Source organism: uncultured Amnibacterium sp., from assembly GCF_964245895.1.
GTDB lineage: Bacteria > Actinomycetota > Actinomycetes > Actinomycetales > Microbacteriaceae > Amnibacterium.
The window spans coordinates 1-6046 of record NZ_CAXTOQ010000185.1; the positions used below are offsets into that span (position 1 = coordinate 1).

The following is a 6046-nucleotide window of genomic DNA, read 5'->3' on the forward strand; positions in this document are numbered from 1 at the left end:
GCCGGACGGCACCGAGGACCTCTGGACCCCGGAGTACGCGGAGCTGATCAGCGTCAGCTGAGCGGTCAGCGCTCGCTGAGCGCGTCCTCCACGGACTCGTCGGACGGCGCCCGCTTCGCCCGGCGCGCGACGGCGCGCTCCTCCGCGGCCGTGACGACGTCGTCGCCCGAGTCGAGCAGGTCGCGGCGGATCGACCAGCCGAGCGCGCCGAACCCCAGCAGGCCGAACAGGATCCATTGGATGCCGTAGGAGAGATGCGTGCCCTCGTCGACCCCGGTGTCGGCGGGCTGCGGCTCGATCCGCTGCGGCGCGGACGGCGCGGCGGGGGACTCCGACCGCACCTGGCCGTAGGCGGCCGTGAAGACCGTGCCGCCGAGGTCGTCCGCGACGGCGTGCAGGTCGATGGAGGGGATCTCGCCGGCGGGCGCGGTGCGGCCGGCCAGCGGTCCCTCGTCCCCCTGCAGCCGCGCGAGCACGGTGACCGTGCCGGACGGCGCCGCCGGCACGGAGTCCGGCCGGTCCTGCTTCGTGCCGATCGGCACCCAGCCGCGGTCGAGCACGAACACGGTGCCGTCGGCGAGCCGGAGGGGGGTGAGCACCTCGAAGCCCGGGTCGCCGTCGGGATCGACGCGGTTGCGCACGAGCAGCTGGTCGCCGGTCAGGTAGGTGCCCTCCACCTGCACCGTGCGCCACTGCAGCCCGGGCCGGTACGCGGTGCTCGTGGGGAGCAGCCGCGACAGCGGCACCGCGGGCGCGGCCGCGTTCGACGAGATCAGCGCGTTCGCCGCGGCCGTGTCGGCGCGGCGGGCGAACTGCCACCACGACAGCAGCCCGCATCCGATCGCGAAGGCGATCGCGAGCGCGAGGTACCGGTGCCACCGGCCGTCCGAGACCAGGGCACGCGCGATCCGGCCGAGCTGCTCCACGGAGCCGTCAGCGTACCCGGTCGGGCGATGCCGGAAGCGGGGTCACCTCGAGCGGGAACGCGCGAGCGGCCAGGAAGTCGCGCAGCACGGCGACGTGCTCGGCGCAGGCGAGCCACGTCTTGCGGCGATCGCCGGTGTGGATGCGCGGGTTGCGCCACAGGATCGCGGTCGTCGCCTCCCGCCTGCAGCCGGCCCGCGAGCAGGTGTGCCGCTCGGGGACGGCGGTCACTCCGGCCGCTGCTCGAGCGCGAGCGGCTGGGCGACGGGCGGCGCGACCGCGCGGCTCGCGCCCTTCGCTCCGACGTTGGCCAGCACGACCGCGACGTACGGCAGCACGACGGCGCCGATGCCGAACACGAGCTTCCAGTAGCCGGGCACGAAGAACACGAGGATGAAGCACGCCATGCGGATCGACATCGCGGTCGAGTAGGCGCGCATGCGGTGCTTGCGGTCCTCCTCGGGGGAGGCGGGAAGAGCAGTCGCGGACTGCACGACGACGCGAGCCATGATGGGGAGAACCTACGCCCCGCAGGGGCTGTTCCCGGTCCGCGTCCTAGGCTCTCGGGAGCCTCGCGGAAGGAGACGCCCCCGTCATGACCGAACGCACCGTCCTCGTCACCGGTGGGAACCGCGGCATCGGCCGGGCCATCGCGCTCGCCTTCGCCGCCGCCGGCCACCGGGTCGCCGTCACCGCTCGGGACGGCTCCGGGCCGGAGGGGGTGCTCGCCGTGCAGGCCGACGTGACCGACACCGCCTCCCTGGACGCCGCGTTCCGGGTCGTGGAGGCGCAGCTGGGGCCGGTCGAGGTCGTGGTGGCGAACGCCGGCATCACGAAGGACACGCTGCTGCTGCGGATGAGCGAGGCCGACTTCGACGACGTCGTCGCGACGAACCTCGGCGGCGCGTTCCGGGTCGTGAAGCGCGCGTCGAAGGGGATGCTCCGCGCGCGGTTCGGCCGCGTGATCCTGATCTCCAGCGTCGTCGGCATGCTCGGCTCCGCCGGGCAGGTGAACTACGCGTCCTCGAAGTCCGCGATGATCGGCTTCGCCCGCTCCCTGACCCGCGAGCTCGGCACCAGGGGCATCACCGCGAACGTCGTCGCACCCGGGTTCATCGAGTCCGACATGACGGCGGCGCTGCCCGACGAGCAGCGGGCCGAGTACCTCGGCCGCATCCCGGTCGGCCGGTTCGGCTCGGCCGACGACGTGGCGGACGCGGTGCTCTGGCTCGCCTCCGACGAGGCGTCCTACGTCTCCGGCGCGGTCGTCCCGGTCGACGGCGGCCTCGGCATGGGGCACTGACCGATTCCGTCCGTTCGCGGATCCGGATTCCTCGCGCGGATCCGGATGGATCGCACGACACGCCGGGCTGCGAGCGATCGGGTCGGCGTGTCGTGCAAGCCATCCGGATCCGCGAAAGCCTCAGAGCAGCGCGAGCAGCGGCCGCATCGATCGGCCCGGCAGGACCAGGTCCGCGGCGGCGCGCACGGCGGGCTTCGCGTCGAAGGCGACCGACAGGTCGGCTGCGGCCATCATCGCGAGATCGTTGGCACCGTCCCCGATCGCGATCGTGCGATCGGCGCCGAGCTCCGCGGCCCAGGCCAGCAGCCGCTCGCGCTTGACGGCCGCGTCGACGACGCCGCCCAGCACGCGCCCGGTCAGCTCGTCGCCGGCGACCTCCAGGTCGTTCGCGTGCCACCGGTCGAGACCGAGCTGCGCCGCGAGCGGGTCCAGCACCTGACGGAACCCGCCCGAGACCGCCGCGACCGCGCCGCCCGCGGCGTGCACCGCGGCGATCAGCTCGGGCACCCCGTCGGTGACCGTGATCCTCGAGCGGACGTCGACGAGCACGGAGGCGGGCAGCCCGGCCAGCAGCGCGACCCGGCGCGCCAGGCTGGCGGCGAAGTCGAGCTTGCCGCGCATCGCCGCCTCGGTGACCGCGGCGACCTCGGCGCCCACGCCGGCGGCGTCGGCGAGCAGGTCGACGACCTCCTGGCCGATCAGCGTCGAGTCGACGTCGAGGACGACCAGGAGACGGCTCACCCGCCTAGCGTTCCACGCGTCAGGGGTCGACCCGGACGTCCTTGCCCACGACGACGATGCCGCTGTCCGTCACGGTCAGCCCGCGCTCGCGGTCCCGCTCGTGCTCGACACCGACGCGCGCGCCCTCCGCGATCACCACGTTCTTGTCGAGGATCGCCCGCTGCACGACCGCGCCTGCACCGATGCGCACGCGATCGAACAGCACCGAGTCCGTGACGGAGGCGCCGGACTCGACGATCGCCCACGGGCCGAGCACGCTGTTCTGGATGCGGGAGCCGGAGAACAGGGACCCCGGCGAGACGATCGAGTCGTGCACGACGGTGTTGTTGCCGTAGCTGTCGCGGTTGAACTTGGCCGGCGGCGAGTTCAGCGTCTGCGTGTAGATCGGCCAGCGCCGGTTGTACAGGTTGAACACCGGCAGGGCCGACACGAGATCCATGTGCGCGTCGTAGAAGGACTCGATCGAGCCCACGTCCCGCCAGTAGAAGCGGTCGCGGTCGGTGGAGCCCGGCACGCCGTTGCGGTTCAGGTCGTAGACGCCTGCATCGCCCTGCTCGACGAAGGCGGGCACGATGTCGCCGCCCATGTCGTGCTTCGAGCCGGGCCGCTCCGCGTCCGCCTCCAGCGCCGCGATCAGCGCGTCGGTGTCGAACACGTAGTTGCCCATCGACGCGAGCACCTCGTCCGGCGAGTCCGGCAGCCCGCGCGGGTCCTTCGGCTTCTCGAGGAACCGGTTGATTCTGGTCGGGTCGTCCTGGTCGACGTCGATGACGCCGAACGCGTTCGCGAGCTCGATCGGCTGCCGGATCGCGGCGACCGTCGCCTTGCGGCCGGAGGCGATGTGCGCCTCGATCATCTGGCTGAAGTCCATCCGGTACACGTGGTCGGCGCCGACCACGACCACGATGTCGGGCTGCTCGTCGCCGATCAGGTTGAGGCTCTGGAAGATCGCGTCGGCGCTGCCCAGGTACCAGCGCTTGCCGAGCCGCTGCTGCGCAGGCACGGAGGCGACGTACGAGTTCAGCAGCCCGGACAGCCGCCAGGTCTCCGCGACGTGCCGGTCGAGGCTGTGCGACTTGTACTGCGTCAGCACCACGATCTGCGTCAGGCCGGAGTTGAGGAGGTTCGACAGCGCGAAGTCGATCAGGCGGTACACGCCGCCGAACGGCACGGCCGGCTTGGCGCGGTCCTCGGTGAGCGGCATGAGGCGCTTGCCCTCGCCGCCGGCGAGCACGATGCCGAATATCTTCTTCGATGGCATGGCGCTCACCGTACTCCCACCGGACATTCGGGTGACCTGGAAATCCCCCGTCAGGGACCCGTTTGGGGGGACGTGGGCGCTCGCCGGAGCGGGGTCTAGGGTGACCGCGTGCGCGTCGATCTGCTGACCAAGGAGTACCCGCCGGAGATCTACGGAGGGGCGGGCGTGCACGTCGCGGAGCTCACGAAGGCGCTCCGCGCCCGCATCGAGGTGCAGGTCCGCTGCTTCGGCGCACCGCGCGACGAGGCGGGCGTGACGGCCTACCGCACGCCTGCGGAGCTGGCCGGCGCGAACGGCACGCTCGAGACGCTCGGCGTCGACCTGCAGATGGCGCAGGGCGCCGCCGGCACCGACCTCGTGCACTCGCACACCTGGTACGCGAACGCCGGCGGGCACCTCGCGAAGCTGCTGCACGGCGTGCCGCACGTCGTCACCGCGCACAGCCTCGAGCCGCTGCGCCCCTGGAAGGCGGAGCAGCTGGGCGGCGGGTACCGGATCTCCTCCGAGATCGAGCGCACCGCCTACGAGGCGGCGGACGCGGTGATCGCGGTCAGCCGGGGGATGGGCGACGACATCCTCCGCTCGTACCCGCGGGTCGACCCCGCACGCCTCCACGTCGTCTACAACGGCATCGACCTCGAGCAGTGGAAGCCGAACCACGACCCCGACCTGGTGCGCTCCCTCGGGGTCGACCCCGACCGCCCGACCATCATCTTCGTCGGGCGCATCACGCGGCAGAAAGGGCTGCCCTACCTGCTGCGCGCCGTCGCGGCGCTGCCGCCGGAGGTGCAGGTGGTGCTGTGCGCCGGCGCTCCTGACACGAAGGAGATCATGGCGGAGGTGTCCGGCATGGTCGCGGAGCTGCAGACGCGGCGGACCGGCATCGTCTGGATCGAGCGGATCCTGCCGCGTCCCGAGCTGACCGCGCTGCTGACCGCCGCCGACGTCTTCGTGTGCCCCTCCGTGTACGAGCCCCTCGGCATCGTGAACCTGGAGGCGATGGGCTGCGGCACCGCCGTCGTCGGCACGGCGACCGGCGGCATCCCCGAGGTGGTCGTCGACGGCGGGACCGGCCGGCTCGTCCCGATCGACCAGGTGCAGGACGGCACCGGCACGCCGACCGACCCGGACCGCTTCGTGGCGGATCTCGCCGCGATCCTCACCGAGACCGTGCTCGACCGGGGGACGGCCGCCCGGTACGGCGTCGCCGGTCGCGAGCGGGCCCGCGCGGTGTTCGACTGGGACGCCATCGGCGCCCAGACCGTGGACGTGTACCGGTCGCTCGTCTGATCGCGTTCCGATCGAAGTCCATACGTACGCACCCGTAGGGTGAGCGTCATGCCCGTGGTGCTGCAGCTCTCCGACGTCTCGCTGACCAGGAGCGGCACCACGATCCTCGACGGCGTCTCCTGGACCGTCGACAGCGCCGAGCGCTGGGTCGTCCTCGGCCCGAACGGCGCCGGGAAGACCTCGCTGCTGCAGCTCGCCGCCGCTCTGACGCATCCCACGCGCGGTCGGGTGACCGTGCTCGACGCCGAGCTCGGCAGGGCCGACCTGTTCGAGGTCCGGCCGCGGATCGGCTTCGCGTCGACCGCGATGGCGAAGCGGATCCCGCCGACCGAGGCCGTGCTCGACGTGGTGCTCACCGCGGCGTACTCGGTGACGGGCCGCTGGAACGAGCAGTACGAGGACATCGACGTGCGCCGCGCGAACCGGGTGCTCGCGGAGTGGCGCCTCGACCACCTCACCGACGGTTTCGGCGTCCATGATGTCGGCGCGCTGTTCGTAGATGACCTTGCGCTGGTCGTTCATCACGT

Annotated in this window: 8 protein-coding genes; 3 read left to right on the forward strand and 5 right to left on the reverse strand. The window is 72.3% G+C overall.

The annotated features are described in order from the left end of the window. Nucleotides 1–65 precede the first annotated feature (65 nt). Genes ACFE60_RS16975 through ACFE60_RS16985 form a run of 3 tightly spaced genes read right to left on the reverse strand, consistent with a single transcriptional unit; the run spans nucleotide 66 to nucleotide 1433 of the window. A complete protein-coding gene (locus ACFE60_RS16975; protein WP_375390038.1) occupies nucleotides 66–926 on the reverse strand; it encodes an SURF1 family protein in 861 nt (286 codons plus the stop codon). Nucleotides 927–933: 7 nt separating this feature from the next. Continuing rightward, the gene (locus tag ACFE60_RS16980; RefSeq protein WP_375390039.1) at nucleotides 934–1155 is read right to left on the reverse strand and encodes a hypothetical protein; all 222 of its coding nucleotides are present in this window, start codon (nucleotides 1153–1155) and stop codon (nucleotides 934–936) included. Continuing rightward, nucleotides 1152–1433, reverse strand: coding sequence for a DUF3099 domain-containing protein (locus ACFE60_RS16985; protein WP_375390040.1), 282 nt, complete (start codon nucleotides 1431–1433; stop codon nucleotides 1152–1154). The genes ACFE60_RS16980 and ACFE60_RS16985 overlap by 4 nt, the downstream gene beginning before the upstream one ends. Nucleotides 1434–1519: 86 nt before the next feature. Here ACFE60_RS16985 and fabG point away from each other — a divergent pair, with 86 nt between their 5' ends. Further along, nucleotides 1520–2227 (forward strand): 3-oxoacyl-ACP reductase FabG, encoded by a 708-nt coding sequence (fabG, locus tag ACFE60_RS16990; RefSeq protein ID WP_375390041.1) that lies wholly within the window; start codon nucleotides 1520–1522, stop codon nucleotides 2225–2227. Nucleotides 2228–2347: 120 nt separating this feature from the next. Here fabG and serB read toward each other — a convergent pair whose 3' ends face one another. Both serB and glgC read right to left on the reverse strand, forming a co-directional pair. Continuing rightward, nucleotides 2348–2968 (reverse strand): phosphoserine phosphatase SerB, encoded by a 621-nt coding sequence (serB, locus tag ACFE60_RS16995; RefSeq protein WP_375390042.1) that lies wholly within the window; start codon nucleotides 2966–2968, stop codon nucleotides 2348–2350. A gap of 19 nt (nucleotides 2969–2987) precedes the next feature. Next, nucleotides 2988–4229, reverse strand: coding sequence for a glucose-1-phosphate adenylyltransferase (glgC, locus tag ACFE60_RS17000; RefSeq protein ID WP_375390043.1), 1242 nt, complete (start codon nucleotides 4227–4229; stop codon nucleotides 2988–2990). A 108-nt stretch (nucleotides 4230–4337) separates the two neighbouring features. On the opposite strand from glgC, the gene glgA reads away from it, so the two are divergent. Both glgA and ACFE60_RS17010 read left to right on the forward strand, forming a co-directional pair. Beyond that, on the forward strand, nucleotides 4338–5519 hold the full coding sequence (gene glgA / locus ACFE60_RS17005) for a glycogen synthase (protein WP_375390044.1): 1182 nt from the start codon (nucleotides 4338–4340) through the stop codon (nucleotides 5517–5519). 48 nt (nucleotides 5520–5567) lie between these two features. Then, on the forward strand, nucleotides 5568–6046 hold a 479-nt coding region (locus ACFE60_RS17010; RefSeq protein ID WP_375390045.1), incomplete at its 3' end, for an ATP-binding cassette domain-containing protein.